23 protein-coding genes and 1 pseudogene are annotated in these 25,830 nt (G+C 33.2%); 22 read left to right on the forward strand and 2 right to left on the reverse strand.

Translation table 11 applies throughout. The features are described from left to right. The coding region (locus L0M85_RS04610; RefSeq protein WP_238656569.1) for an ATP-binding protein at positions 1–241 on the reverse strand (241 nt) is incomplete at its 3' end. Positions 242–605: 364 nt separating this feature from the next. On the opposite strand from L0M85_RS04610, the gene L0M85_RS04615 reads away from it, so the two are divergent. Genes L0M85_RS04615 through L0M85_RS04625 form a run of 3 tightly spaced genes read left to right on the forward strand, consistent with a single transcriptional unit; the run spans position 606 to position 3,197 of the window. Then, positions 606–968 carry an SAG1252 family conjugative relaxosome accessory protein gene (locus L0M85_RS04615; protein ID WP_042361122.1) on the forward strand — a complete coding sequence of 121 codons (363 nt, stop codon included), beginning with the start codon at positions 606–608 and terminating at the stop codon, positions 966–968. A gap of 2 nt (positions 969–970) precedes the next feature. After that, complete coding sequence (mobC, locus tag L0M85_RS04620; protein WP_135782400.1) at positions 971–1,336, forward strand: plasmid mobilization relaxosome protein MobC; 366 nt, start codon at positions 971–973, stop codon at positions 1,334–1,336. After that, positions 1,323–3,197, forward strand: a complete 1,875-nt coding sequence (locus L0M85_RS04625; protein ID WP_238656570.1) for an SAG1250 family conjugative relaxase — start codon at positions 1,323–1,325, stop codon at positions 3,195–3,197. The genes mobC and L0M85_RS04625 overlap by 14 nt, the downstream gene beginning before the upstream one ends. Positions 3,198–3,301: 104 nt before the next feature. On the opposite strand, the gene L0M85_RS04630 is transcribed toward L0M85_RS04625, so the two are convergent. Continuing rightward, positions 3,302–4,165 (reverse strand): helix-turn-helix transcriptional regulator, encoded by an 864-nt coding sequence (locus tag L0M85_RS04630; RefSeq protein WP_135782398.1) that lies wholly within the window; start codon positions 4,163–4,165, stop codon positions 3,302–3,304. A gap of 191 nt (positions 4,166–4,356) precedes the next feature. Between L0M85_RS04630 and L0M85_RS04635 the strand changes: the two genes are divergently transcribed. From L0M85_RS04635 to L0M85_RS04725, 19 genes and pseudogenes are all read left to right on the forward strand, one after another. Continuing rightward, positions 4,357–4,527, forward strand: coding sequence for a PhrA family quorum-sensing system peptide (locus tag L0M85_RS04635; protein ID WP_238656571.1), 171 nt, complete (start codon positions 4,357–4,359; stop codon positions 4,525–4,527). A 102-nt stretch (positions 4,528–4,629) separates the two neighbouring features. Then, the gene (locus tag L0M85_RS04640; protein WP_135782397.1) at positions 4,630–4,854 is read left to right on the forward strand and encodes a mersacidin family lantibiotic; all 225 of its coding nucleotides are present in this window, start codon (positions 4,630–4,632) and stop codon (positions 4,852–4,854) included. Positions 4,855–4,860: 6 nt separating this feature from the next. Beyond that, positions 4,861–5,049 (forward strand): two-peptide bacteriocin subunit PneA2, encoded by a 189-nt coding sequence (gene pneA2, locus L0M85_RS04645; RefSeq protein WP_135782396.1) that lies wholly within the window; start codon positions 4,861–4,863, stop codon positions 5,047–5,049. A 116-nt stretch (positions 5,050–5,165) separates the two neighbouring features. Continuing rightward, positions 5,166–8,156, forward strand: a complete 2,991-nt coding sequence (gene lanM / locus L0M85_RS04650) for a type 2 lanthipeptide synthetase LanM (protein ID WP_135782395.1) — start codon at positions 5,166–5,168, stop codon at positions 8,154–8,156. A 349-nt stretch (positions 8,157–8,505) separates the two neighbouring features. Further along, on the forward strand, positions 8,506–9,210 hold the full coding sequence (locus L0M85_RS04655) for a flavodoxin family protein (RefSeq protein ID WP_135782394.1): 705 nt from the start codon (positions 8,506–8,508) through the stop codon (positions 9,208–9,210). Next, positions 9,191–10,120 carry a M50 family metallopeptidase gene (locus L0M85_RS04660; protein WP_135782393.1) on the forward strand — a complete coding sequence of 310 codons (930 nt, stop codon included), beginning with the start codon at positions 9,191–9,193 and terminating at the stop codon, positions 10,118–10,120. The genes L0M85_RS04655 and L0M85_RS04660 overlap by 20 nt, the downstream gene beginning before the upstream one ends. Continuing rightward, positions 10,117–12,225: a peptidase domain-containing ABC transporter gene (locus L0M85_RS04665; protein WP_135782392.1), complete on the forward strand. Its 2,109-nt coding sequence runs from the start codon at positions 10,117–10,119 to the stop codon at positions 12,223–12,225. The genes L0M85_RS04660 and L0M85_RS04665 overlap by 4 nt, the downstream gene beginning before the upstream one ends. Positions 12,226–12,248: 23 nt before the next feature. After that, positions 12,249–13,988 carry a S8 family serine peptidase gene (locus L0M85_RS04670; RefSeq protein WP_135782391.1) on the forward strand — a complete coding sequence of 580 codons (1,740 nt, stop codon included), beginning with the start codon at positions 12,249–12,251 and terminating at the stop codon, positions 13,986–13,988. A 664-nt stretch (positions 13,989–14,652) separates the two neighbouring features. Then, positions 14,653–14,850: a helix-turn-helix transcriptional regulator gene (locus L0M85_RS04675; RefSeq protein WP_135782389.1), complete on the forward strand. Its 198-nt coding sequence runs from the start codon at positions 14,653–14,655 to the stop codon at positions 14,848–14,850. A gap of 997 nt (positions 14,851–15,847) precedes the next feature. Next, positions 15,848–16,069 (forward strand): helix-turn-helix transcriptional regulator, encoded by a 222-nt coding sequence (locus L0M85_RS04680; RefSeq protein ID WP_049498444.1) that lies wholly within the window; start codon positions 15,848–15,850, stop codon positions 16,067–16,069. Positions 16,070–16,559: 490 nt separating this feature from the next. Beyond that, positions 16,560–18,311: a recombinase family protein gene (locus L0M85_RS04685; RefSeq protein WP_238656572.1), complete on the forward strand. Its 1,752-nt coding sequence runs from the start codon at positions 16,560–16,562 to the stop codon at positions 18,309–18,311. A 638-nt stretch (positions 18,312–18,949) separates the two neighbouring features. Continuing rightward, entirely contained in the window at positions 18,950–19,672 is a 723-nt protein-coding gene (locus L0M85_RS04690) for a MurR/RpiR family transcriptional regulator (RefSeq protein WP_238656573.1), read from the forward strand. 8 nt (positions 19,673–19,680) lie between these two features. After that, positions 19,681–20,433, forward strand: a complete 753-nt coding sequence (locus tag L0M85_RS04695) for a MurR/RpiR family transcriptional regulator (protein WP_003014478.1) — start codon at positions 19,681–19,683, stop codon at positions 20,431–20,433. A gap of 148 nt (positions 20,434–20,581) precedes the next feature. Then, a complete protein-coding gene (locus L0M85_RS04700) occupies positions 20,582–22,012 on the forward strand; it encodes a 6-phospho-beta-glucosidase (protein WP_238656575.1) in 1,431 nt (476 codons plus the stop codon). Positions 22,013–22,024: 12 nt separating this feature from the next. Then, a complete protein-coding gene (locus L0M85_RS04705; protein ID WP_003003699.1) occupies positions 22,025–22,327 on the forward strand; it encodes a PTS sugar transporter subunit IIB in 303 nt (100 codons plus the stop codon). A gap of 10 nt (positions 22,328–22,337) precedes the next feature. Further along, positions 22,338–23,651: a PTS sugar transporter subunit IIC gene (locus tag L0M85_RS04710; RefSeq protein ID WP_003003586.1), complete on the forward strand. Its 1,314-nt coding sequence runs from the start codon at positions 22,338–22,340 to the stop codon at positions 23,649–23,651. 13 nt (positions 23,652–23,664) lie between these two features. Further along, positions 23,665–23,985, forward strand: coding sequence for a PTS lactose/cellobiose transporter subunit IIA (locus L0M85_RS04715; protein WP_003003528.1), 321 nt, complete (start codon positions 23,665–23,667; stop codon positions 23,983–23,985). 28 nt (positions 23,986–24,013) lie between these two features. Further along, positions 24,014–24,301, forward strand: a pseudogene (locus L0M85_RS04720) (alpha-amylase family glycosyl hydrolase); the annotation flags it as partial. A gap of 398 nt (positions 24,302–24,699) precedes the next feature. Beyond that, positions 24,700–25,773, forward strand: coding sequence for a hypothetical protein (locus L0M85_RS04725; protein WP_003003234.1), 1,074 nt, complete (start codon positions 24,700–24,702; stop codon positions 25,771–25,773). Positions 25,774–25,830 lie beyond the last annotated feature (57 nt).

Raw genomic sequence — 25,830 nt, forward strand, 5'->3', positions numbered from 1 at the left:
GTAGTAAATCTGTTAGATCTTCTTCATTTCTTCTATTATCATCATTGTTTACACCAATTATATCTAAAGTGATATTATCAATTCCAAAGATGATATAACAATCTTCGTGATGTGATGTATTGACAAAATTTAAGATATCACGCACCAATTCAGTTTTTGAATGATGCCATTTTTGTTTAAAATCATGAAACACATCTTCGGGAGTATTCAATAGTAAATGTATTTGATCAAGACTCAGCATTTTTATTTCTCCAAAAATTAGTTTACAGAAATTTTATCATAGAATCAGAGAAAGTCAATCACAACTATATTAGCTGTGATACCTTTTTCAAATCTTCCCTGTTATCCTAATATCATTCCTAAGAAAATCAAGTCTTGATTTTTGACTGGGGGTTTGGGGGCATAGCCACCATAGTTTCTTATCGTTGGCTGACAGAACTTAGAAGGTTTTGATCGGCTGGCGATATGATTTTTGGGATATTGTGGACACAATATCTGAGCTCGCAAAAGCCGAAAAAGAAACTTTTGAGGCTTTTAGGAAGTGTACTGACAGTGTGAGGCTGCCTTACATTGTCAGGCAAGTAATTTTTTGAAAGGATAAAACCATGAGACAAGATATTAAGTTAATCAGAAAACAATTCAGGATAACAAGACAGGAGGATAATAAGATAAAAGAAATGATGAGAGAACAGCAATTGGAGAGTTTCTCCGAATTCCTTCGCCAAAATTTATTGAAAAAAGAGTCTCACGAAGACGTTTTGATTCGCTGGTTTACTCTCTGGCAATCTCAAAAGATTGAACAAATCAGCCGAGATATTTTACAGGTGACTACCTTGGCTGAACAAAGCAACCAAGTCACAGCAGAGCACCTACGGATTATCTTGACCTGCGTACAGGAGCTAATAGCAGAGGTTAACCAGGCTATCCCACTTAGTCAAGACTTTCGGGACAAGTACATGGGAGGTTAGGGATGGAAAATCGTTACCGAACTAATCTTAAAAAAGTTTTTCTGACAGACCAAGAACTTGCGACCTTGTACGACCGTATCGGACAGAGTTGCTGTAAAAATTTCTCTGCTTATGCCAGAAAAGTTTTGCTTAACCCTAACATGACCTTCCTAACCATTGATACCAGCAACTATGAAGATCTGGTCTTTGAACTGAAACGTATCGGAAACAACCTTAATCAAATTGCACGGACGGTCAATCAGACTCACATCTTAAAACCATGTGACCGTGAGTTGTTGGTACAGGGCATTGGTCAATTGATTAAAGAAGTTGAAAGTGACTTTAATATTAAATGCCAGCAACTGAAGGAGTTTTATGGTAGTCACTAAGCACTTTGCGGTTCACAGCACCAAGTACCGCAAGAGCCTCATCAAGTATATTCTCAATCCTGAAAAGACGGAGCAGTTGAAGTTGGTTTCTGATTTTGGCATGAGGAACTATTTGGTTTTTCCTAGTTATGAGGAGATGGTGGATATGTATGAGGCCAACTTAATTAACAATGACAGGCTCTACGATTCCAGAAACGACCGCCAACAGATCAAACAAACTAAAATCCATGCCCATCACTTGATTCAGTCTTTCTCGCCTGATGATAAGCTGACACCAGAGGAAATCAACCGCATTGGCTACGAGACCATTAAGGAACTGACAGGTGGAAACTTTCGTTTTATCGTGACAACCCACACAGATAGAAACCATGTGCATAATCATATCCTGATAAACTCTGTCGACCTCAATTCTGACAAGAAGCTCAAATGGGATTACGCTCAAGAGAGAAACCTTCGCATGATTTCTGACCGCTTGGCCAAGGAAGCAGGAGCAACGATTATCCAGCCTAACCGTTATTCGCACGAGAAGTTTGAGGCTTACCGCAAGACCAATCATAAGTTTGAACTCAAGCAACGGCTTTATTTTCTCATGAAACACAGCAAAAACTTTGAGGACTTTTTGGCCAAGGCTTCTGCTCTAAATGTGGAGATGGATTTTTCCCACAAGCACGCCAGATTCCTTATGACTGACCGAGAGATGAAACAGGTCATTCGCGGTAAGCAGCTGGATAAGAGACAGCTCTACACCGAGGACTATTTCCGAGAGCAGTTTGCGACACGAGCCATTGAGCAGCGATTGGATTTTCTTTTGCCTAGAGCCCGTGACCTCTCTCATCTTTTGGAAATGGCAGAGCAGTTAAACCTGACAATCTCCTTGAAGAAAAAGCATGTGACCTTTACCTTGACTGAGAACGGTCGAACCATTTCTATAGAGAATAAAAAGGTCAGTACGAAGAATTTGTACGATGTCCAGTTCTTTGAGGATTATTTTGACCAAAGAGAAAGAATAACAGAGTCTGACTTGACTAACTTTGTCTATGATTTGAAGACCTATCAAGAAGATCAGGACAAGGATAAACTCTCAAGTGAGGAACTCCTAACAGCCTATAAGGAGTTCAAAGAGAAACATGACCAGATTCAGGAGTTTGAAGTTGTTCTAGCCGAGTATCAGATTGATAAGGTGGTCAAGGAAGGTCTTTTCATCAAGATGAATTACGGCGTCAAAAAAGACGGCTTGGTCTTTATCCCAAACCGAAACTTGGATATTCATGAGAACGAACAAGACAAGTCCTACCATGTCTTTATACGAGAGACCGCCCAGTTTTTCATCTATAACAAAGAAAGTTCAGACCTCAATCGTTACATGAGAGGGCGTGAACTAATCCGTCAACTTACTCACGGCAGCACGCATATCCCTAAACGTAGGCGGTCAACCATTGCCAACCTCAAAGAGAAAATCGCAGAGGTGAATCTTCTTATCGAATTAGACCTTAACAATCAGTCTTACCAGGAAATCAAAGATGAGTTAATCAAGGAAATCGCCCAGCTGGATTTGACCATTACAGATTTGCAGGATAAGGTTGCTCATCTAAACAAGGTAGCAGAGGTCTTAATCAATCTCAACAACTCAGACCCAGAAAATAGAAGACTGGCAAAATATGACTATGCCAAGATGAACCTGACTTCAGCTATCAAACTGGAGCAGGTGGAGAAAGAAATCGAAGAAAATCAAAGATTTATGACTAAATGGATAGATGATTATGAATATAAGGTTAGGAGATTAGAGAATTTTATCAATATATTTGATAACACAAGAAATCAAAATGTTACTAAATTAGAACGGGAAACAAAATCAGTATAGTTATTTGAGATACCATGGAAAAATTATAAGGCTGATAGTATTAATTTCACTATCAGCCTTACAGGTTATTTAACGTTTCAGAAAAACTATAATGTCAAGATTAACTAAACAGTATCTAATTCTTTCAAATAATTTTCTATCTTCATCAACATTAAAGGATTGTTATAAATCTTGCATAGCTCTCTTGCTTCTATATAATAATTTTTGACTTGTTCTTTGTCTAGAAATTTGGCTCCAGCATTTCCTACAAGAATAAGTAGAGGAGCCAGTTGGTAGCTTGTCTGTCTTTGTTTACAGAGTTCAATCGTCTCAAGAGCTTCTTGGATGGCTTCGTTATATTTTTCCTTTGACACTAGGTAGTGAGCGTAGTTGTAACGAACTCTGATGTAGCCAAATAAAAACTCTTGATGCTCAAAATTTTTTGTCTGATATAACTCCATTAAATGAGAGTAGTTTGCCTCATATTCTTGTTCACGACCCACTAAGGAATAGAAATTAGATAGAGTATTCAATACCTTTAAATAAATCAGAGTATTTGAGGAGACTTTTAATAATATATTTTCCAATGAAGAAATAGCCTCACACTTACTGTCATATTGATAGAAGTCAATAATAGCTTTAATCCATTCAAGGTAAGTTCGATCTTCTAGTGTTAGAAAGCTACCTCTCTCTATCTCTATTTTATAAAGATATTCTAAATCGTTATAATTTCTATCATCCAATAGGCGAGCAGATAATTGCTTGAAATTAGAGAGGTTAGATTTAATTTCAATTTGTTCATTAAAAAAATAATCTAATGGTACTTCAAGTCGTTGTGAGAGTTTGAACAAAAGGTCTGCGGAGGGAATGAAATGCCCTCTCTCAATTTTACTAATCTGACTTTGTTCACAAATTCCTTCTGCAAGAGTTTGTTGGGAGAGTCTCAACTCTTTTCTTTTCAATCTGAATTTCTCTGCGAGTGTATTCATTAAAGATAATAAACCTTCCTATTTGCTTAATTTCATTATAAAATTTTTAGTTCAAAATAGCAAGTTAAAGGAATAAATAATTCTCTATGGTAATAAAAAAAAAAAAAAGTTCAAAATGTAATAAAAACAATTGACTAAGTAATATATATATGTTAGAATAAAAACAAGGAAACAGAAAGGGGTTTCATTGCATGAGAAAAAAACGTGGAATTAAAAAATTAGTTACATTTGTATTACTAGGTGTTTTTATGTTTAGTAATACAATTCCTTACCAACAGTTTATTCAGAAAGATAGGCAATATGACATTCGAGTGAAGTCACAAAAGAAGTCTAATGGACTTGATGTAGGTAAGGCGGATTAAAACCCGATATTTTGCACGAGAATGAGAGAATTATAATTTATCTGAAAAAACGAAAAATATAGAGCAACTTATTTAACTTTTTATAAGGAGGAGTTATTAGTTATGACCAACTTTAATTCAAACGAAAAATTTTGTGGAAAAAGTTTAAAATCATTGTCTGCTGATGAAATGAGTTTAATTTATGGTGCATCTGATGGTGCAGAGCCACTTTGGACGCCTACTCCTACTATTTTGAAATCAGCTGCACGTAGCTCGAAAGTATGCATTAGTGCAATTATTTCTGGTATTGGGGGGATATTTAGCTACAATAATGATTGTTTGGGGTAAATTAAAATGAAAAATGATTTTGTAATCGGAAAGAGTTTGAAAGAATTATCCCTTGAAGAAATGCAATTGGTTTATGGTGGCACAGATGGTGCTGACCCTAGATCATCAATTATATGTTCTGCTACATTAAGTTTTATTGCATCATATTTGGGTTCAGCTCAGACTCGTTGTGGCAAAGACAACAAGAAAAAATAAAATATTCAATTTTAAAAATAAAAGTTGCTCTTTATTTTCCTCTCTCGTAACTAATAATTTTGAGAGAGGTTTTTTTTTAAAAACAATAGTAAGTCGTATAGGTTGGAGGTAAGTAAATGAAATATAAATTTAAAAATGTGCATAAAACATTGTTTATTAAGGAAAGATATCAAATATTATCTGAACGAAATGATAATTCCTTAAATAACTTTTCATTAAATAATTGGCGTTCTACAATGTCAATTATTTCTGAAAATACTTTTGAAGAAATGTTGAAATTAAATAATTACAATAAAAAAATATTTTCTAACACTGTGAACTATGATTATACCGAGGAACAGATAAGACTATATTCAGAATATGCCGAAAATTCGGAATGGTATAAATTTGCGGAGGGTTCATTTGAAATATTTAGAAAACATCCCCAAAGAATTAATTTTAAGAAAGATTTTTCTAGAATTTTGGAACCCTTTATTATTAATTTGCTTAAATTAATCAATAATTATCTAGAGAATAAAGAATACGAGTGGGTTGACAAGAATGGAAATATTTTTTCCTCTCTAGTATTTTATTTAGAAGATTTAATCTATCCTTGGATTGTTAAACCTTTGGTTTTAGAGATAAATTCATTGCGTGAAAAAGGTTTACTTGAAGGGGAATCGGAGCAGCAACGGTACAAATATTTTATAACATTGTTTGACAAGGAAGAGAATATATTAAATTTTTATAACAAATATCCCGTTTTACTGAGGCAAATATCGGAGTCTTGTCTTCGGTTCTATACTTATTTTATAGAAATTTTATCAAATTTAGAAAATGATTTTAGTGTGCTAGAAGAAGAATTAGGGCTAAGGGGGAAATTAAATGATATAAAATTTGGAAAGGGTGATACACACAGCCAAGGAAAAACTGTTTTGATACTCTTCTTTGATGACGCGAAAATTGTTTACAAGCCTAAAAATTTAATAATCAATAACTCACTAAATACTATTGCTGAGTATATCCGAAAGGTTGATGAAAAAATTAGGATAAGAATACCTCGAACTATTGCTTATTCGGATCACAGCTATGAAGAATTTATTGATTATCTACCTCTAGAGCAAAAGAAAAAATTACCTGAATATTATTATAATTTCGGTGTGCTTTTAGCATTTATATATTTATTTAATGGGTGTGATATACATTTTGAAAATTTGATTTCCTATGGAGATATGCCTGTAATAATAGACTTTGAAACAATGTTACAGCAACCTCTATTTGATGATAAAACTGGTCAGAGTTTGCTGGATACCCTGTTTCACAGGGTGACTCGAACTTTGCTTCTTCCAACAGAGGGAGTAAAAAGGGAGGATGGTCTTGATGTTGAGATTAGTGCTCTTACAGGAAGTTTTAAGAAGGATGCTTTTAATGGTCAAGTTTTAATTAATTTAAATACTGATAAGGTAAAGTTTGATATTGGGAAAATTGATTTTGAAGGTGGGAAAAACCTCCCTATTCGGGATGGTGATATAGAATTTGATAAGTATATAAAAGATTTCAAAAAAGGTTTTAGGGATTTTTATTTGATATTTGAAGAGTTAAATAAAACAGAAGAATTTAAAATGCTATTAAAAGCAAACTTGTATGGTTTAAAGACAAGGGTACTTTTTAGAGACACAAATAGCTATGCTTCAGTACTATCTTTTTTATATCATCCTGATTTTTATGAAGAAATGTTAGATAGAGAAAAAGCATTGGAAAATCTCTGGAGCAATAAGTTTTCTAATCAAGGTATTGTAGCAAGTGAATGTGAACAAATGAGGTTATTAGATATTCCGATTTTTTATACAGATACAAATATCAATGAAATCTACGATGATTTTGGAAATCATTTTATTTCCCTACATCAATTTTCTGGATATGACTATTTTATGAAATATTTACCTAATAATAATTTGGAAAATTTAGAAAAGCAACTTGATATCATTGAAATTTATTTTCCAAGCTTTGATCAGCGAAAAAAAGGATATAAATTAAACTTATCTAATAGAAAAAAACTCCCAAATGAAAGTTTAGTTACTATTCTGCATAATGAAGTAGAAAATATTGCAGACTCTTTGGTTATTAATAATATTTATGACGAATATCCAATTTGGAGTATACCTGTTAATTTTAAAGATTCTAAATGGTGTCTTGAACAAACGGGTAATGATATGTATAGGGGTAGAGCTGGAATACTACTGTTTATGTACTATGTAAAAGTATTGAAAGATAAATCATCATATACTCAACTGTACAATAAAATGTTATCTGCAATTCCGCAATCTGTTTCTTTATCTAAGACCACATTTGGTTTAACTGGGGATATAGGATATTTCATTGTTCTATCCATTATAGAGGATTACGATACAAATACTCTCCCATGCTTAAATTATATAAAGAGTGTTTTAACTGAGCTTGAAAAGACTGATTTTGCAAGTGTTTCAAACAAGTCTGACTATATTAATGGTCTTCTACCTTTAATTAATACACTAGTAAGATATTATAGGAGAGGAATAGAGAGGGAACGTGTTCTAAGGCTAGTATTAAGTTTAGGTGATACGCTATATAATGATGTAAGCGAGAGAGATAATAGTAATTTTGGATATAGTTTTGGCCATGGACTATCAGGTGTAATTTTTACATTAAAAAATATTTATAAAGTGACAAGACTTAAAAAATATAAAGAATTAATTTTACAACTAGTTCCTAGGGAGAAAATCAAAATTCATTCTTTGAAGTGGTGTAGTGGAGAATTTGGGACATTAGTTAATTATCCCCAAAGTGTTCCAGAGGGAATTGTAGCTAGTTTAGATAATGATACATTTTGCCATGGAAGTATGGCCATAATAAATTTTTACATCGACTACATGAAAGAAATGGATACTAGTATGGAATTGGAGTCTTTATTGTGCAGTGTTGTAATGAATAAATCAAAAGAAGGAGAGTATCGTATCGTCCAAACAAGCAATTTCCCAAATTTTTCTTTGTATACAGGTGTGACTGGTATTGCTTATACTTTTTTAAGGTATATCGCACTGAATCAGAATGACAAAAAGATAGTTATCCCCTCATTACTTGAGATCTAGCTTAATTTATAGTTTTGTTTCTAAAATAGAGGTGTCCACTCATTAAGCAATATAAAAATACCAAGATTGACTAGTTTAATATGTAATTCTATAAAATATTTTTAATAGTGTAGCTTTTCATTAGAATAATAATATAATAAAGAAAGGTTCTATTCTAATTGCTAAACGGCTTGAGGTATATGCTACTGTTATAGAAATGATTTTAAACTAAAATCAAAACTACTCCAAAAATAGTATTGATTTTGGTTTAATACAAAACATATGTAATAATGTGAGCCAACAAAAGTCTGTTTTTGTACCATACTATCTTGAAAAATCTACTAAATTCAAATTGAGAGGATGAATTAAAATGAATAAAATATTTATATATGCAGGAGTGCGAAATCATAACTCTAAGACTTTAGAGTATACTAAGAGACTTTCAAGTATCATTTCTAGTAGAAATAATGTTGATATATCTTTCAGGACACCTTTCAATTCAGAGCTAAAAATATCTAATTCTGATTCAGAAGAGTTGTTTAAGAAAGGAATTGATAGGCAAAGTAATGCTGATGATGGAGGTATTATAAAAAAAGAGTTATTAGAGTCTGATATTATAATTATCTCTTCTCCTGTATATTTACAAAACGTATCTGTGGACACAAAAAACTTTATTGAAAGGATTGGGGGGTGGAGCCATCTTTTTCGATTAGCTGGAAAGTTTGTTGTAACATTAGATGTTGCTGAGAGTAACGGCTCTGATAATGTATCAGAATATCTTAAAGATATATTTTCATATATGGGAGGACAGATATTACACCAAGTTTCAATTACCAATTCACTCAAAGATATTGCAGAGGCTCAGTTGATGGAGGCAACTTATAAAATTGAAGATGTACTTGAAGGGAAAATTAAGTACAAAACAACGGATTATCAAGAAAGAGCTTACCAGACATTAAAATTAATTTTAGAAAATTATGATTCCGAACATTTTGAGAAGATGTATTGGGAGAAAAAACGCCTTTTTGAAGCTAATAGTTTAGAGGAATGGTATTATGTTGAAAATATTAAATAACTCTGTCATATATTTATGTTTGGCTCCGTTATTGTTCCTATTATTGATAATTTTTCCAAATGATTCATTAATCTATTTTTTTCGATTGATTTTAATTTCGTTAATATCAGTTATATTACATGAACTAGGTCATTTTTTAGTGGGAAGATGTTTATCTTATAAACTAGAGATGCTTGCTACTCCCTTTTTCTTCTATTTTAGAAAAAAAATATATTTCAAATTTCCAGTGTTATTAGCATTCGGTTATTGTCAAATGAGTAATAGAAACATTACTAATGAAAAAAATAGTGATAGGAATTTGGTGTTCTACTTCTTTGGGGGAGGTGGAGCTAACCTAATTGTCGCAATATTAGCACTTTTGGGATTTGTGCCGTACGCATCAGAATTTTTTATTTTGAATATAATTCTTTTTCTAGTTACGGTATGTTTACCAATTGATGGAACAGATGGCAATGCTATTAGAGAGATAGTTTTGTATTCAAAAGATTCAAAAACATATCAAAGATTCTTTGCGAATAGTTTCTATAATAATCCTCATATAACAATCGACGATTTTGCAAAATTAACCTCTAAAGAAAAATCTTTTTTTTCAAAATTTGAAAAATGTTTGATAAACCTTTACTTTGAAGTAAAAGGTGAAGGATCAGCATTTACAATTGCTAATAATGAAGTTTTTGATTCAAATATTCAGGAAAATATTATCCGTGAGTACTATAAATTACTACATAAATCTTCTGATTGGTTTATTCCACAGAACTTATCTTCAGAAGAAGTTGTTTTTACCTTGTCAAACTATATTTACTCGAAAAATAATAAATATTTAAAAAAGATTAAGTATCTAAAGAAATTAGTAGATTTTAGACAAGAAGAAATTATCGACTTTATTTTGAACAAGGAGGGAGTATTGTGAAAGTTCCAATGATATATCAAATGGAAAATTCAGAATGTGGATTAGCATGCTGTGCCATGATATTGAACTATTTTAAATATGAAATTTCTTTAAATGAACTACGTGAAATCTACCCATCATCCAGATCTGGATACTCTCTCCTATCTATAAGTAAAGTTTTAGGAGATTTTAATATAAGTTCCAATGCTTTTAAAGCTTCGGCAGGAGATTTAAAATCTCTCAGTTTCCCACTCATTTGCTTCTGGGAGAGTTCTCATTTTATTATTCTTGAAAAAATTAGTAAAAACAAATTTTATATTTTAGATCCTGCAAAAGGCAGGCAGAGAATGTCAATAAGTGAATTTGAAAGACATTATTCAAATATCATTTTAACATTTAAAAAGTTAGATAGCTTTATGCCTCATAAAGATAATAAAAAGTCGCCTGTTTTAAAATATTTTTTTAAGTATAGGAATAAGCTAGGGATTTTATTTTTTGTAACAGCATTATTGTATGTAATACAATCATTAGTACCTATAGCTAATAGACACATAATTGACATGAATTTCAAGGACGATTCGTATTCGTCTAGAATGTTATTTACTATATTATTTATATTTACTATTTCATTCTCACTAATGTATTTATTAAGACAGATATATGTTGCGTCTTTGAAATATATAATGGATAAAGAGATTAGCTATGACTTTATGAAACATTTGATATATTTACCTTACAGTTTTTATGAAAAACGTACTTTAGGGGATATACTTTTTAGAGCTAATTCTATTGTTTATATAAGAGAAATACTATCGAATAATTTTATAGCAGCTATACTTGATTTGTTAATGATTGTGGTTTATGCTGTGGTTTTATTTAGCTATTCTAAGTACATGGTGGTCTTTTTAATATCACTAAGTCTAGCTCTATCTATTGTAATGTATCCAATCATAAAAATCTCAAAAAATTTAATTGATAAAAATATAAAAGAAAAGGTTAATGTTCAAAATATTACTTCTGAAGTAATTTCTAAAAATAGTGATATTAAGCTAACTGGAGAAGAGGAATTTTGGATTAATAAATGGGATAATTTTAATACAAAACAGCTCATCATAGGTCGAAAACTTGATATACATTTATCAATTGTTAGTAGTATAACGAATGTTTTACAAATTATTCTCCCTGTTTTGACCCTTATTGTAGGTGTAAATATAAAAACATTCGAACAATTGACGTTAGGACAAATTGTAGCAATAAGTACAGTCTCACCATACTTTATTTCTCCTATAATTTCTTTAAGTGACAACTATATACAATTAATGTTATTAAAGGGATATTTTTTAAGAATAGAGGATGTGTTTAATACTAAATCCGAATTAATTCCAGAAAGAGTCAGTCAAGAAATAAAATTTGATAAAAAAATAGAATTAAAAGATATTTGGTATAAATATGGATTATTTGATGATTATGTTTTGAAAGGAATAAATGTTACTATTAAAAAAGGAGAAACTGTTGCTATTGTTGGAGAATCAGGTTCAGGTAAGAGTACATTAGCTAAAATTTTATTAGGTTTATTAGAACCTAATATTGGTTCAATAGAAGTTGATGGAGTAGAAAAAGAAGAAATTGGTCAAACATTGTATAGAAAGATTTTTGGAGCAGTGTTACAAAATTCAACCCTGAGTTATGGTACCTTAAGAGAGAATTTGACATTTGGACACTTTGTTTCAGATGAAGAATTAATGACAAATCTAAATTCAATTGGTCTTAGCAATGTAGTTAAATCTTTACCTCTTGGATTAGAGACAATCATCGCTGAAGAAGGTAATAACTTTTCTGGAGGACAGCAGCAAATGATACTTTTAGCTCGTTGTCTTTTGTCGAAACCTTCGGTAGTTGTTTTGGACGAAGCAACAAGTAGTTTAGATAATTTATCTCAACAAATTACAACTTCTTACTTAAGTGAAATCGGTACCACTAAGATTTTAATTGCACATCGACTAGATACTATCAAATCTGCAGATAAGATCTTAGTAATGGATAATGGTGAAATTGTAGAGATTGGGACCCATAGAGAACTTCTTGAATTAGGAGGCATTTATAAGCAATTGTATTCAAATAATTAGTTTTGGATTAAAAGGGTAAATTTATGAAGATTATGAAAAAAAAATATTGGACTTTAGCGATATTATTCTTTTGTTTGTTCAATAATTCTGTTACTGCTCAAGAAATACCTAAAAATCTTGATGGCAATATAACTCACACTCAGACTAGCGAAAGTTTTTCTGAATCTGATGAAAAACAGGTTGACTATTCTAATAAAGATCAAGAAGAAGTAGACCAAAATAAATTTTATATTCAAATCGATGAGGCAGAATTATTTGTAACAACAGATGAACATTTAGAAAAAAACTGTTGTAAATTGGAACTTGAATCACAATTAAATAACGATATCGTTAACTCTGAAAGTAATAATTTACTAGGCGAAGATAATTTAGATAATAAAATTAAGGAAAATGTTTCTCATCTAGATAATAGAGGAGGAAATTTAGAGCATGACGAAGATAACTTAGAATCGTCGATTGTAAGAGAATATAAATGGGATATAGATAAAGTTACTGGTGGAGGCGAAAGTTATGAATTATATCCCAAAAGTAATTCTGAAGTTGCAATTGCTATTTTAGATTCAGGAGTCGATTTACAAAATACTGGATTACTGAAAAATCTTTCAAATCACTCAAAAAACTATGTCCCCAATAAAGGATATTTAGGAAAAGAGGAGGGAGAGGAAGGAATAATATCAGATATTCAAGATAGATTAGGTCATGGTACGGCTGTTGTAGCTCAAATTGTAGGGGATGACAATATTAATGGAGTAAATCCTCACGTTAATGTTAACGTCTATAGAATATTTGGTACGTCGTCGGCTAGTCCAGATTGGATTGTAAAAGCAATTTTTGATGCTGTAGATGATGGCAATGATATTATCAATCTTAGTACTGGACAATATTTAATGATTGATGGAGAATATGAGGACGGAACAAATGATTTTGAAACATTTTTGAAGTATAAAAAGGCTATTGATTACGCGAATCAAAAAGGAGTAATTATAGTAGCTGCATTAGGGAATGACTCCCTAAATGTATCAAATCAGTCAGATTTATTGAAACTTATTAGTTCACGCAAAAAAGTAAGAAAACCAGGATTAGTAGTTGATGTTCCAAGTTATTTCTCATCTACAATTTCGGTCGGAGGCATAGATCGCTTAGGTAATTTATCAGATTTTAGCAATAAAGGGGATTCTGATGCAATATATGCGCCTGCAGGCTCAACATTGTCTCTTTCAGAATTAGGACTTAATAACTTTATTAATGCAGAAAAATATAAAGAAGATTGGATTTTTTCGGCAACACTAGGAGGATATACGTATCTTTATGGAAACTCATTTGCTGCTCCTAAAGTTTCTGGTACGATTGCAATGATTATTGATAAATACAAATTAAAAGATCAGCCCTATAATTATATGTTTGTAAAAAAAATTCTGGAAGAAACATTACCAGTAAAAAATGGTATAAAAGTGTTAAATATACCAAACGTATTGAGATATGATTTGAATATGTTACAATCAGAATATAAAAATGAACAAAGTTGGGATAGTTTCATAGATAATGTTAATTTAATTGAGTTGGAAGAGAGAATTCAAACTACTATTGAAATTAAACAAATAAACACACACAATATTATTACTATTGACCGAGAAGGGTACTCTCAAAATTATTTACCTAACACTTCAGAAAATACATATAATTCATTACAAGTCAGTTTAGTTGGAGTATTACTACTTTTTATAAGTATGGTAAATATTTTATGGGCTCAAAAAAGTAAATGAAAATAAAATTTGGAGCCCTCTGAAAAAGTAAGTCCTACAGTTCAACTAAAATGAGTCAAAAGAGGAATCTATCTCATAATTGGGTAGATTCCTCTTTACTTTTCTCTATTTTTGGTTGATTAATGTCATAATCCTCTTCATATTCTCCACTAATATGGTCGTGGTAGCCTGTAACTCCATGTTGAAAAGAACTGATGCCCTCGCAACATCAAAACTGTGCCTTTGTTTCAATTTCTCATTCTTAGCTTCAATCTTATACCGGTGCTTAGCCATTTCTTGAAAATAAGCCGTTTCCTGAAATCTTTTCTGAAAGTGATGGTCGTTGCTCTTGATTATGATGAAGTAGGTTTTACTATGACTTATCTTCTAGACAAAATACCTAACGAGGAGACGTTTGCTAAAATAGAGGTTTTAGGGGATTATTTATCGTGGGCTGAAAAAATTCTGGAAAAGTACAAATAGAAGAATCGTTCCAGGGTTTAAGTTCCTTTGGAACGTTTTTCAATATACTTTGTTATGGGACGGTTGCTCCGTTCATATCTTTTACTTAAGGATAAAGATCCCTCTAGCTTCTGATTTCTCTAAAAAAAATCCTTTATGCAAGTTTTGCATAGGATTCCCTTTTTGATTTTTGAATGATTAAAATAATATCAGAAGGGTTTCTATGTATATTCGGATAAAAAATTTAAGAAAAGACAGAGATTATAATCAAAGTCAAATTTCACGATACCTAAATTGTTCCCAGTCTACATATTCAAGAATAGAAAATGGTATTCATGATGTTCCAACTCAATTCTTAAAGAAATTAGCAAAGTTATATGGAGTAACTACGGATTTTTTACTAGAGATGGATAAGGAATAATACCCTTCTTTTGTCCCTTGACAACTGAATAGACCAAAGTGGGACTTTAATCATTTGTAGAGCAATTTAGCCAGATACGCCGTGAGATGAGCGAGAACTGTCAGCTATAAAATAGAGTGGTACTCTATCAACCATGACACAAGTGAGGACAATGATACTTCTAACCGTTTAGGCTGCCATCGTAAAAAGATAGTGGGTGAAACTCCCATGAGTAGTAATATCACCAATCATTCCCACTGGGATCAACTTAGAGTAACTTGTTATTAGGAGGGAATGTTTTGAAATAATCAGTAGTAAAATATAGTGTGCAACTTTCAATGCTTAATTTTTTATACTCCTGAAATATGCTGACTAATAGTCACATAATCAAAATGTTGGAATTTATAAGTGTGAATAAAAGTTTTCATACTATGTCTCCTTGGTTTTTCTTTCTTAACTTATGTGAACTCTGTCAGAAAGTCAGGCTAAATCTTATTTAGTTATAAGTAATAGCTAGCTTCTATAGAATGATAATGAAAATTCTAGATTGGATTTGCATAATACTGTTATCAGTAGATCTTCTATCATTGATTTGTTTCACCGGTATTACAGAATCTCGGTTAGTTTTACAAATAAAAATAGAACGTTTTCTATCCTAACGACGAGCAGTATAAGCAGTTTTTTCCTTTGTTTAAATAAAACTAAAATTTAGTATTGTTCAGCTTCAGAGAAGTGCTTGTGTGATTGATTTGTGAATATTTTCTATAATTTTGTAATATTTTTGAGACTATAATATATTAGATAAACATTTCTTTTGTGTTTCACTTTATTTTACAATAAGACTAATTTTTGAAAGTCAGTAATTTTAAATAGTTGATAAAATCTTTGCTCTCAGACGGTTAATAGATATGCTTATGAGAAGTGTTTAATAAATTAATTTTAGTTCAAAATGTCCAGTTTGGACACTTTGAAAGATTTCTTAGTTTTATATATTATACTTTTCTCAGGAGAAAGCTAGATGTACAGACGTTTGAGAGATTTGAGGGAAGATCACGATTTGACCCAAAAACAAATAGCTAAAATACTTTCGTTTACAAACTCAGCTTATGCTAAAATTGAACGGGGTGAGCATGCCTTGACGGCAGATGTATTGGTAACTCTCTCAAGCTTTTACGATGTCAGTACAGACTATCTATTGGGATTGACAGATTTTCCTGATAAAATTCGCTTTAGAAAATAATCTCCTCAATTTCGTAGTGTGTGAAAATGAGGAGATTTTTTATTTGTTCTTTGACAATTGAATAGTCCAAAATGGTACTTTCCTCATTTGTGGAGCAGTTTTGAATGGCTCGCCATGATAAGAGCGACATTAAAACCATCAATAAAATAGAGCGATACTTTATATGCCATGATACAAATGATATACAATGATACTTCTGACCGTTCAGGCTGCCACCGTAAAAGAGCAGCAAGTGTAATTCTTATGATGACTTCATCAGTCATGCCATGGAGGAGATTGATAAAAGATAAAAGGGAAGTGATTTTTTGAAATCAAATTTAGAAAATTATATAGTCGAGCTAGAGATGCTAAATCTATTATTCCTAAAAAAACTTATTAGTGAAAAAGAATATGAAAAAATAAAGCTGAAACTGCGTAAAATATACACAAATTAGCTGACCTTTTTTATTGGTTGCGGTAAAATAAATGCAGATAAATAGGAGGTTAAGCCATGTCAAATAACGTTGAAATTATAAAAGCAAATCCTTTAGTAACTAGAAGAAATGATAATAGTGGTTCTTTATCGAGGAGAGTAGCAGCATATTGTCGTGTTAGTTCCGATAGTGATGATCAAAAAAATAGCTATGATTCTCAAGTTCGTCATTATAGAGAGTATATATCACAGCACCAAGATTGGAATTTGGTTGACATTTATGCTGATGAAGGGATTTCAGGAACTCAAGTTGGAAAAAGACAAGATTTTCAAAGATTGATTTCAGATTGCCTTGATGGAAAAATAGACTATATCATTACCAAAGCCATTGCTCGCTTTGCTAGAAATACATTAGATACTCTCAAATATGTTCGTTTGCTCAAAGATAAACAAATTGGTGTATATTTCGAAGAAGAAAATATTGATACTTTAACTATGGATGGTGAGTTGCTATTGACGATATTGAGTTCGGTGGCTCAACAGGAAGTTGAAAATACATCTGCCCATGTTAAAAAAGGTTTAAAAATGAAGATGCAACGTGGAGAACTTATTGGTTTTCAAGGTTGTCTTGGTTATGACTATAATCAAGATACAAAGTCGATATCAATAAATGAAAAAGAAGCCAAGATAGTACGTTATATTTTTGAACGATACATTGATGGTATTGGGGGTAGGGCAATAGCTAGAGAACTTGATGAACTAGGTTATAAAACTCCGAGAGGTCTTGATCACTGGCAAGATACAACAGTTTTAGGAATTATTAAAAACGAGAAGTATAAAGGTGATATTCTAATGGGAAAAACTTTCACTGTTGACCCCATTAGTAAGAGACGTTTAATAAATTTCGGTGAAGAAGATAAATACTACATTAAAAATAATCATGATGCAATAATTAGTCCAGAAATTTTTACACAGGCGCAAGAAATTAGATTACGGAGATCAGGAAACAAAAAAACCATAGCAAATACAAAAGGTAAACGAGAAAGATATTCAAGAATGTACCCTTTTAGCAGTAGATTAGAATGTGGTTTTTGTGGTACTGTTCTGTCTAGAAGAAGTTGGCACTCTAGTTCAGAGTACAAAAAGATTATTTGGCACTGTACAACATCTATAAAGAGAGGTAAAAAGTATTGCATTCATAGTAAAGGAATAGAGGAAAAAGCAATAGAAAATGCTTTTTTACAGAGCTACCAACAGTTGTTTTATGAAAATCATAACCTAACTGAAGACTTTCTTGAAATTATAAAAGAAGAGCTTACTGATGATACCTTAAAAGTGGAATTGAATAAGATAGTTAGTAAATTAAATTCGTTGTACAAAAAAGAAGAAAAATTAGTTTCAATGAATCTTGATGGAAAAATAAGTGATTCTGTATATGAAGATAAATTTAATCAAATACAAATTGAGAAAGAAAAACTTTTAGAAGAAAAAGTAAACTTAGAAGTAACTTTAAAATCAGAAGTTGATATAAAAAGTAGATTAGAGAATTTTAAAGAAATTTTAACTTCACAAAAGACTTTGACGGAGTTTGACAAGGACATTTTTGAAAGTATCGTTGAAAAAATAATAGTAGGCGGAATAAATTCTGATGGAGAAATTGATCCAGCAATGTTGACTATAATTTTTAAAACGGGAGATTCTTCGACTAAAGATGCAAAATCTTACAAATCTAAAAGAAAGAATGCTAAAATAGAAAACGATAAATTGTGTTTTAATGCCGTAACCGATGACGAAAAAAAGTGTACAAATAAAGGAAACAGCGCATGTTGAGTGTGTAAGTTTGTTAGTGAAACGTAGTTAATCCTCAAAAGGTTTCCCAAACCTTTTGAGTCCACAGACGCATCACGTGGAGTGTGTTGCTCTGCTCGTAAAAACCTAGAAACCTTTGAACGCAAGGGAGTTTGAAAAGCCTTGATTGCAAGGCTTTTTGTATTGGCGTGGGGAAGTATCAGAGTGAGAAAATTTTTGGAATGAATAGAAGTGATAGCTAGAAATTATCAGTTTCTATTTCCATTTACCCTGTGGGTACGTGTTTGTTTCCATTGACAAGGAGTTTATGGGAATAGAAACGTCCCCACCTTACATATCTCCAGAATGGACGATTGAAATTGAGACAATTTAATAGAGATAAGCTCTTGTTATGTTTCTTTTAAGTCAATAAACTAACAATACTCAAAGTATGCTCAAAAATATGATATAATCTAGAACATAAGGCAATACTGTTTTAAAGTATTTTCTCTTAACCATGTCTCGTTAGACAAATCTGATTCGTCTGGTTTTCTAATAGATTTTAATGCTGACTTGGTTTTATAGCCATTATGCTCTCCATTATTTTAGTGTAGAACACTTTGGTTATTAGTTTTTTGTTACATTGTAAGCAAATCAATAGAGATAGAAAAAGGGATTATATGTTTAGTTATGAGGTTGTAGCAAGTTTTAACGACTTAGAAAATGCTATTTATACAACTATTTTAGAAAATGAAAATATATCCTCTATGACAATCAAGGAATTGGCCCAACTTGCACATGTATCAGTTGGAACCGTACAACGATTTTGCAAGCATCTAGGATTTGATGGATATAGCCATTTTAAGATTGCTTATAAAGAATATTTAAAAAATGAGCAAATTATTTTAAACAATCAAGACAATAATTCTTTGAAGCTATTCATTGATTATACTGAGCAAGATACTTTTTTGCAGCTGATTATGGAGGCTGTGGCAATCTTAAAGAACGTTGAACAGATTGTTTTTGTCGGAATTGGTTCCTCTGGAACTTTAGGTCGATATGGAGCGCGCTATTTTTCAAATATTGGCAAATTTAGTATGTGTATTGAAGATCCTTGGCAACCAGTGCTACAAAACAGTATGGAAAAAACTTGTGTCATTGCCTTATCCGAATCTGGTGAGACTTCTCAAACATTGGAAATTGTACAAAAATTAAAGGAAAAAGGTTGTCCAGTTATTGCCATCACAAATACATTGGAATCAACATTGTCAAGGCTATCTGATTGCTCCATAACCTATCATGTTCCTCAATTATTTTTAAATGGGTTTAATATTACGACGCAGGTACCTGTTATTCTCATTATTGAAATGTTAATGAAACAACTATATACTACAAAAGCATAAGGGTGTCTATGAATTTATTTGATTATCATAAAGCAAAAGGGCTAAATAATAGTGAATTAAGCGTGTATAATTTTATATTGCAACATAGAGATAAAGTTGCTACGATGACTATCAGAGAGCTATCGACATCTATAAATCTATCGACAACAACCATCATTCGTTTTGCGAAAAAGATGGGATTTGATAGCTACAATGATTTAAAATATGCCTTGTCAAGGTCGGAAGATAAGGAAAATAAACATCGTCACTACTTTCCTATTGATATTCCAGCAATACAATTTTTACAGACTAGTGTCCAAGATGAAGCTTTAAAAAAACAACTATCAGAGATAGCAGACTTGATCGTTCAAGCCAAACAAGTTATCTTTTTAGGGGTGGGTACTAGTCTAAGTTTGGCAGAATATGGCTCATATCTTTTTTCTGGAATCGGTATTCTTAGCTTTGCTATTACTAACCCATTTTATTCTCTGAAATTGCATCATTCTAATTTGGAGGATGTTTTGGTTATTGCTCTAAGTGTCAGCGGTGAGACAGAAGAAGTTCTAACTCTGGTACAGGGATTCAAAGAAAGAAATGCTAAGATTGTTAGTCTGACAAATACAGATATTTCCACTTTATCACAGCTATCGGATATAAATTTATCCTACTTTATGCCAGTTGCCTACGCAGATTCCTCGCTACGTTCCACTAATTTGACCACTCAGATTCCAGTTGTCTATTTTTTAGAATCCTTACGTTACCAAGTTTATTTAAAAAAATAGGAGTGAAAACTCTTGTTTTTTTTATGTAACAAATATTGTTCGACTGTACATATATTTTCTATCTCAATATCTATTGTCAGCAGGTACAGTATGTTATAAAATAGACTTGTTCATAGCGCTAGTACAAAATACAGAAAGGATAGGTAAAATGGCAAAAATACCAGAAGGCTTTTTATGGGGTGGGGCAGTTGCTGCTCACCAAATTGAAGGAGGGTATGATAAAGGTGGAAAAGGCATTTCGATAGCCGATGTGATGACGGTTGGAAGTGCTAGCCACTCTCGACAGATTACTGATGGCGTCTTACCTGACGAATATTATCCGAATCATGATGCAATAGATTTTTACAGAACCTATAAGGACGATATACAATTATTCGCTGAGATGGGATTTAAGTGTTTTCGAACTTCGATTGCCTGGACTCGTATCTTCCCAAATGGAGATGAAGAAGAACCTAACGAAGAAGGGTTGAAATTTTATGATGATTTATTTGATCAGCTGCTAGCTCATCAAATTGAACCGGTCATCACACTCAGTCACTTTGAAATGCCCTATCATCTAGTTACTAAGTATGGTGCTTGGCGTAATCGCAAGTTGATTGATTTCTTTGTTCGTTTTGCGGAAGTCGTCATGGAACGATATAAGAACAAAGTTAAGTATTGGATGACCTTTAACGAGATCAATAATCAAGGTGCAATTAATGTTCCTTGGTGCTCATGGACTAATTCTGGTGTCATTTATCAAGAAGATGAAAATCCAGTTGAGGTACTACAGCAGGTTATCCATTATCAGTCAGTGGCTTCTGCAAAAGTTGTTCAATTGGGTCGGAAAATCAATAAAAATTTCAAAATTGGTTGTATGCTGGCAATGGTACCATTTTACCCGAATACATGTGATACAAAAGATATACTTGCTAGCCAGAAGGCAATGGAGCATCGTTTATTTCACTATGGAGATCTTCATGTTTTTGGAGAGCGTCCTTACTATATCGAGGCCTTTTGTCGAAAAAATAATATCAAACTGGATATTTTACCAGAAGATCTAGAAACTCTAAAAGAAGGTTGTGTAGATTATATTGGCTTGAGTTACTATATGAGTGATACAGTGACTGCTACAGCATCTGAGGAAACAGAAGAGCTTTTCAAAGATGTTTATACTAAGAAAAATCCCTATATTGAATCAAGCGATTGGGGTTGGCAGATTGACCCTGAGGGATTACGCTATAGCTTAAATCTTTTATACGATCGCTATCACTGTCCGCTTTTTATAGTTGAAAATGGATTCGGTGCTTATGATAAGGTAGAGCCTGATGGAATCCATGATTCTTACCGCATTGATTACCTCAAACAACACATTGAACAAATGATGTTAGCGATTGAAGAAGATGGCGTAAATGTCATTGGTTATACCCCTTGGGGCTGTATCGATATTGTTAGTGCTGGTACAGGTGAAATGGAGAAGCGTTATGGCTTTATCTATGTCGATAAGAATAATAATGGCGAAGGAACTTTGCAACGAATGAAGAAAGATTCCTTTACATGGTATCAAAAAGTGATTACATCAAATGGAAACGAATTATAAGGAGTAATTAAAATGAATATTGGATTGTTTTGTGCAGCAGGTATGTCAACAAGTATTTTGGTTGAGCGTATGAAAGAAGCGGCTCAGAAAAAAGGGAAAGATGCAACAATTGCAGCTTATTCCATCAGTGAATTGGAACAAAGAGTTGGAGATATTGATGTGGCTCTATTAGGCCCACAGGTTGGTTTCCAACTTGAAAAAGCAAAAGAAATTTGTGCTTCTCACAATGTTCCTGTAGAAGTGATTGCAATGGCTGATTATGGCACTGTAAACGGTATGGCAGTTCTTAAACAAGCTTACATGATGAAAAAATAAGGAGAAGATGATGAAGGATAAACTAATTAAAAAGTTTGTTGATCGGATGATGGCCTTTGTCAATACCAAAGGTGTAACAGCGATAAAAGATGGTATTGTTTTCTCTATGCCATTGTTGATTGTTGGCTCCATCTTTCTTATCTTGGCCAATTTTCCAGTTCCAGCTCTAGCAACGATGTTAGAAACTAGTGGTATTACCCCTGTTCTCAATCAAGCAATTGGTGCGACCTTTAATATCAGTGCGATTGTAACAGTCATTGGGATTGCGTATACCTATGCTAAGCTAGAAAAACAGGAGCCGCTTGGGGCAGGTGTCATTGCCTTAGCAGTTTTCTTGCTAATCCAGCCCTCCAGTTTGATTTCTAAAAATGGGGATGTAGTTGGTAACATTATTCTGAAGGATTGGACTTCCGGGAAAGGGATGATTGGTGCCATTATCGTTGGTTTGATTGTAGGAGCAAGCTATTCTTGGTTTTTGAAGAAAAATATCAAAATCAAAATGCCAGATGGCGTACCAACTGGTGTAGCCAACGCATTTTCAGCCTTGATTCCTGCTACTGTTATCATCACAGCGGCAACGATCTTTGTCGGACTTGTTGAACAATTGTTTAAGGTCACAACGATTGAAGTGATTTATAATCTTATTCAAACACCAATGCAAGGCTTGACTGACTCATTGTTTGGTGCGGTGCTTATGTGTTTCCTTGTACCATTCTTATGGATGTTTGGGGTGCACGGCTCAACTGTAGTTGGTGGCATCATGAGTGGCTTGCTACAGGCGAATGCTTTGGAAAACCAAGCCATTTTAGATAAGGGCCTTGAATTAAATCTAGCCAATGGTGGTCATATTGTGACGATTCAATTTTTTGATCAATTTATCAATGTTACAGGTGCCGGGATTACGATTGGTTTGGTAGTTTACATGGTTGCATTTGCAAAATCAAAACAACTAAAAATTCTTGGACGTCTTGAAATGGTTCCAGCCATCTTTAATATCAATGAGCCGGTGCTCTTTGGTTTGCCGATTGTAATGAATCCAGTTTTAGCAATTCCCTTTATATTAACGCCTATTTTATCTTGTATCATCCAGTATTCAGCGATTTATTTTGGACTGACACCTATGTATGGTGCCGTTCAAGTTCCGTGGACTTGTCCTCCAATTATTTCAGGATTTATCATCGGTGGTTGGAAAACAGCCTTGTTGCAAACACTTATTTTGGTTATGTCTTTCTTTGTTTATTATCCGTTTATTAAACAGATGGATAAACAAGCTTTACAAGCTGAAATACAAGAAACAAGCGATTTAGAAGACGAAGATTGGTAAGAGAGGCATTAAAATGGACGAAAAAGTACTCGAAGTGTGTTTTCAAATTATCACCTATGTAGGAACAGCAAAATCTATGTACATCGATGCTATTCAATTGGCTAAGCAGGGTGAATTTGAGCAGGCTAAAGATAGAATTAAACAAGGCGAAGAAGCATTTGTACAGGGACACAATGCTCACCACTCACTTTTGACAAAAGAAATGAATGGGGAATTAAACCAAACAGGTCTAATTCTGATGCACGCTGAGGATCAGTTATTGAGTGCAGAAGGTTTTCGAACGATTGCTGAGGAATTTATAGCAGTCTATAAACGCTTTGAGGAAGGTAAATAGAGCAAGTTATGAAAGTAAAAATTAAGCAATGTTAATTACCTATTCAGACAGTCTTGGAAAAAATCTGAAAGACTTGAAGCAGGTCTTAGAAGGCCCTTTGAAAGATGTGGTCGGTGGTGTCCACATTCTTCCCTTCTTTCCATCGTCAGGCGACCGCGGGTTTGCACCCGTGGACTATACCAAGGTTGATGAGGGTTTTGGAGATTGGAGCGATATTGAGGCACTCAGTCAAGACTACTATCTCATGTTTGATTTCATGATTAACCATATCTCAGCCAAGTCGCCTTATTTCCTTGATTTCCTAGAAAAGAAAGATGATCCGCCCATGCGACAAGGTGAAACCGAAGGTCGAGAAGGTATCATGGGGTATAGGTCTCATAGAATGAGGAGGGAAACAGACGAAACGATACGGTAACAGAGAACTGCATAGTGTGGTGATGCCTTTTACCGACTGATATAGGATTGTAGAGATGGTAAACTGGATAGGATTTTGGTCAAGTTGAGTAGTTATTTTGACAGGAATATCATGTGCCAATTTCTCGACAACATCACAATCTCAGGAAGTGGGCAGATTCCTGTAACTTTCCTTGAAGGAAGAGAAGTTGACTTGTAGGAAACTGCAATCGAAAGGTTGCAGTTTTTTGTGTTGTTTCGTGGTATAATAGGCTAAAACGATAAACGGTATGATTTGTTACTAGCTGTAGGAGTTTTATTATGGGTAAGTGGACTTGTCAATGCGGATATCCAATGAATGACCATGCTGCCCCAGACCCGAATGCTTTCTCGGTATTCTCGGATGAGTTATGGGAAGAGATAATGGATACCGCAGATGAAAATAATAAGATTGATTATTATGATATTTCTGATGCTTCGTACTATGCTTGGCAATGTCCAAATTGTCATAGCTTGATGGTATTCGGTGAGGATGAGAATCCAAATCGTTATACTTTTTATAAGTGGATAGATTTAGATCGTAAAGAGAAGGAGCTAACTGATCAAGAAACTGATTCAAATTCATCAGTTGTAGTTTATAGAGTTGCATCAGTCACTTTCTCAGAGTTTGGCGAGGAGTACACCTATATTTGTGAGGATGAATCAATCAGGGAAGACCATTTTGTGGTTGTACCTGTTGGAATCAACAACGTCGAAAAGATTGCTCATGTTGTGAAGATATTTCAGGCTTCGCAAAAAGATATCTCATATCCAATTGACAAGTTAAAGCGTGTGATTAAGCGTTATTCTGATTTTGATAAAGAGAAAGCAAAAGAGATTGCAGCGGAATTATTAAGAACAGGTCGATGTTTGCAAATAGATGATTTTTCTAAATCAGTAGCAGATGACTATTTCGATATTTTGCACAATAAACTTGGATACTGGTGGTTGGAACTGAATGGCGTTCCCATTCCAATGAAGGTTGTCCTATTGAATACCAATTATGAAAAGTATCACGTTGACTGCGCTATACATATCAAACCTTACAATATGCACTATAGTACTTTCCAATCGTTAAAGTTATGTACCGACTTTGAGATAGACGCTGCGAGATGGGTCGATGTTATTTCTGATGAATATGTTTGGGGAAATTCCTGGGAACTTGGTGGTATCCAGTTTGGAATTACCTGTAATGAATCACCAGAGTTTGAGGATGAGGTGACACTTGGCAAATACAGTCGTGTCCCATATTATAACGACTGGCATCCAGATTGGAGCGAGAGATATGGCTTTAATGTAGTTTGGAAACCACATGAATCTGATGAAGACTTGTCGGTAGACTTTTACATTTCTTAGAGTAATAAAGTCGTTCAATAATATAATCACAAAGCCAGTCTAGTTCCGTTCATTCTA

It is taken from the genome of Streptococcus sp. DFI.7.26 (assembly GCF_022240605.1).
Taxonomy (GTDB): Bacteria; Bacillota; Bacilli; order Lactobacillales; family Streptococcaceae; genus Streptococcus; species Streptococcus xiaochunlingii.

What these genes read in the sequence shown, in the direction of transcription:
- L0M85_RS04705 (WP_003003699.1), top strand. Translation starts at nt 22,025, where the DNA reads ATGAATATTGGATTGTTTTGTGCAGCAGGTATGTCAACAAGTATTTTG.
- L0M85_RS04710 (WP_003003586.1), top strand. Translation starts at nt 22,338, where the DNA reads ATGAAGGATAAACTAATTAAAAAGTTTGTTGATCGGATGATGGCCTTT.
- L0M85_RS04660 (WP_135782393.1), top strand. Translation starts at nt 9,191, where the DNA reads ATGTTGAAAATATTAAATAACTCTGTCATATATTTATGTTTGGCTCCG.
- L0M85_RS04685 (WP_238656572.1), top strand. Translation starts at nt 16,560, where the DNA reads ATGTCAAATAACGTTGAAATTATAAAAGCAAATCCTTTAGTAACTAGA.
- L0M85_RS04630 (WP_135782398.1), bottom strand. Translation starts at nt 4,165, where the DNA reads ATGAATACACTCGCAGAGAAATTCAGATTGAAAAGAAAAGAGTTGAGA.
- L0M85_RS04635 (WP_238656571.1), top strand. Translation starts at nt 4,357, where the DNA reads ATGAGAAAAAAACGTGGAATTAAAAAATTAGTTACATTTGTATTACTA.
- L0M85_RS04690 (WP_238656573.1), top strand. Translation starts at nt 18,950, where the DNA reads ATGTTTAGTTATGAGGTTGTAGCAAGTTTTAACGACTTAGAAAATGCT.
- L0M85_RS04655 (WP_135782394.1), top strand. Translation starts at nt 8,506, where the DNA reads ATGAATAAAATATTTATATATGCAGGAGTGCGAAATCATAACTCTAAG.
- mobC (WP_135782400.1), top strand. Translation starts at nt 971, where the DNA reads ATGGAAAATCGTTACCGAACTAATCTTAAAAAAGTTTTTCTGACAGAC.
- L0M85_RS04695 (WP_003014478.1), top strand. Translation starts at nt 19,681, where the DNA reads ATGAATTTATTTGATTATCATAAAGCAAAAGGGCTAAATAATAGTGAA.
- L0M85_RS04680 (WP_049498444.1), top strand. Translation starts at nt 15,848, where the DNA reads ATGTACAGACGTTTGAGAGATTTGAGGGAAGATCACGATTTGACCCAA.
- L0M85_RS04700 (WP_238656575.1), top strand. Translation starts at nt 20,582, where the DNA reads ATGGCAAAAATACCAGAAGGCTTTTTATGGGGTGGGGCAGTTGCTGCT.
- L0M85_RS04615 (WP_042361122.1), top strand. Translation starts at nt 606, where the DNA reads ATGAGACAAGATATTAAGTTAATCAGAAAACAATTCAGGATAACAAGA.
- L0M85_RS04625 (WP_238656570.1), top strand. Translation starts at nt 1,323, where the DNA reads ATGGTAGTCACTAAGCACTTTGCGGTTCACAGCACCAAGTACCGCAAG.
- L0M85_RS04670 (WP_135782391.1), top strand. Translation starts at nt 12,249, where the DNA reads ATGAAGATTATGAAAAAAAAATATTGGACTTTAGCGATATTATTCTTT.
- L0M85_RS04640 (WP_135782397.1), top strand. Translation starts at nt 4,630, where the DNA reads ATGACCAACTTTAATTCAAACGAAAAATTTTGTGGAAAAAGTTTAAAA.
- L0M85_RS04725 (WP_003003234.1), top strand. Translation starts at nt 24,700, where the DNA reads ATGGGTAAGTGGACTTGTCAATGCGGATATCCAATGAATGACCATGCT.
- pneA2 (WP_135782396.1), top strand. Translation starts at nt 4,861, where the DNA reads ATGAAAAATGATTTTGTAATCGGAAAGAGTTTGAAAGAATTATCCCTT.
- lanM (WP_135782395.1), top strand. Translation starts at nt 5,166, where the DNA reads ATGAAATATAAATTTAAAAATGTGCATAAAACATTGTTTATTAAGGAA.
- L0M85_RS04675 (WP_135782389.1), top strand. Translation starts at nt 14,653, where the DNA reads ATGTATATTCGGATAAAAAATTTAAGAAAAGACAGAGATTATAATCAA.
- L0M85_RS04715 (WP_003003528.1), top strand. Translation starts at nt 23,665, where the DNA reads ATGGACGAAAAAGTACTCGAAGTGTGTTTTCAAATTATCACCTATGTA.